This is a genomic window from Carboxylicivirga linearis, from assembly GCF_018271995.1.
Taxonomy (GTDB): domain Bacteria; phylum Bacteroidota; class Bacteroidia; order Bacteroidales; family Marinilabiliaceae; genus Carboxylicivirga; species Carboxylicivirga linearis.
This window is the reverse complement of the sequence record NZ_JAGUCO010000084.1, coordinates 1-1,750: the sequence shown is the minus strand read 5'-3', so window position 1 is coordinate 1,750 and position 1,750 is coordinate 1. Positions and strand designations below refer to the sequence as shown.

Here is a 1,750-nt window from a genome sequence, read left to right as displayed (position 1 = left end):
TTGTTGTACATGGCTTGTTCTTTCCTGGAACCATGAACACGCTTCCCTGCATCTTTAAATTCCCGGTTCTTTTGCTTCTCCTGCAAAGCCTTTTCAACTTCCGTATCAATATCCCCAAGGTCATCATTGGGCGTTGCTAAGTTGGTGCAGTAGTTTTCGTATAAAGACCAATCATCGCTGATAATGAAGAAACCATCATTAGAATCTGGCTTGTAACCTTGCTTTGTTTTGTAGCCATTGCGTCCTTCAACGAATCCTTGTTTGGGTAGAATCCAAACGAAGTCACCCTTTCTCGGTTTGTATCGGGTAGCAATAATATCGGTTGCTTTCTCAAAACCCTTATAGATAGGTAAAGCATTGACATTAACGCCCTCTTTAAAACCATTGGCTAAAATGGAAGCCTTTGATTTTCCTTTGGTGCGAATATCCTTATGAATGGCTTTGTACTTTTTATAAAACTCCTTTTCGGTCATAGTATGGTCTTGATTTTAGGGTGAGTACCAAGCCCGGCAACTGTCCGAAGCTGTTTCTGCTTAATCAGGATTGCCTTTGCACGGAGCTTCACAAGCTTCAATTGCTTGCCTGTGTCAATGCTTACCTTTTTACCTTTAGGTGCGGATTGCTTTTGTTTGGCCAGTCGTTTGGGAAATTCCTTTTTGTCTTGCTCAAACATCTTCATTGCCTCATTGGTAAGGCTGTCTGTTGTGTTGCTTCGCTTTGTTCCTTTATCCAAAAACTCATCGTAATAATGGCGTGGAATTTTAACCGATAGACTAAACCGTTCACCAAGCAGATTAAGAAGTTTAGGCATTTTGCTTTCTTCTACCGAAGCCTTCATATTGCCTGATACCATTTCAAAACCATCCCGATTATTAACTAAGAGTTTTACGACTTCTTTATCGGTGTAAATGGGAATATGTGTTTTGGTTTTAGGCATGATGACCTTAAAAGTGCCATCATAATGCCTGGCTATTGTAATCCTGTTTTCGGTGGCAATGGTAGACCCATTGCGAAGGCTCATAATATGCCTTTGCAGTTTGGCGATTGGAGCTACAACATAGTTGTCCGCCTTATTATCGTTGTTGTCAGGCGACCATGCCTCGCTCATTAAAATGCCTTTCTGAACACCTCTACCTTTGGTGGTGAAGCTTACCAATTTGCCTGAAAAATCCGCAGAGCCTTGTAGTATATTTCCTGTAATGATATAGCGGATTTGTCGGTCTGCCGTGAAGTCTTTAATTGCTTCATCCCAACGCTCAATCAAACTTTCCTTTTGCCCTGTGGTGAGCTGCATACTACGGCTCATTACTCGCTCAATTTCTTTGGCGGTATCGCCCGAAGCCGGGAGAACGATGTATTTACGACTGTCTGAAATGGCAAAGCGTAGCTTCACCGATGACGGAGCATAAGGATTTTTGCGTTTAGGATTAATATCAAAACCAAGAAAAACGCAGTATGAATTGGAACTGCTATCGGTTTCAAAACTGACTGCCGGATAGAAATAACCATGACCGACTTTGAAGAACTTGAAAAAGTTGTTCAGGTAGCGTTTACGGTTCTCGCTTTGTGTTTTGGTCTTGGTAATTTCGGCTTGTTTTCCTTCTTCAATTTCTTCGGTTCTTTCAGCGATATAATCTCTTTGGGCTGCTTTATCAAAAACGGGGATTTTCTGATACCCCTTTTCGGAGATAATCCCCGCTTGTAGTTCTAAGTATTTGGTTTCTAAATCTTTTAAATCTGAATTTAATTT

At 41.1% G+C, this 1,750-nt stretch carries 2 protein-coding genes; both read right to left on the bottom strand.

Going from position 1 to position 1,750, the window contains the following annotated elements; genetic code table 11:
- A partial coding sequence (locus KEM10_RS23665) for a hypothetical protein (protein WP_212220826.1) occupies positions 1 to 473 on the bottom strand: 473 nt, incomplete at its 3' end.
- A partial coding sequence (locus KEM10_RS23660; RefSeq protein WP_212220823.1) for a hypothetical protein occupies positions 470 to 1,750 on the bottom strand: 1,281 nt, incomplete at its 5' end. The genes KEM10_RS23660 and KEM10_RS23665, both read right to left, overlap by 4 nt.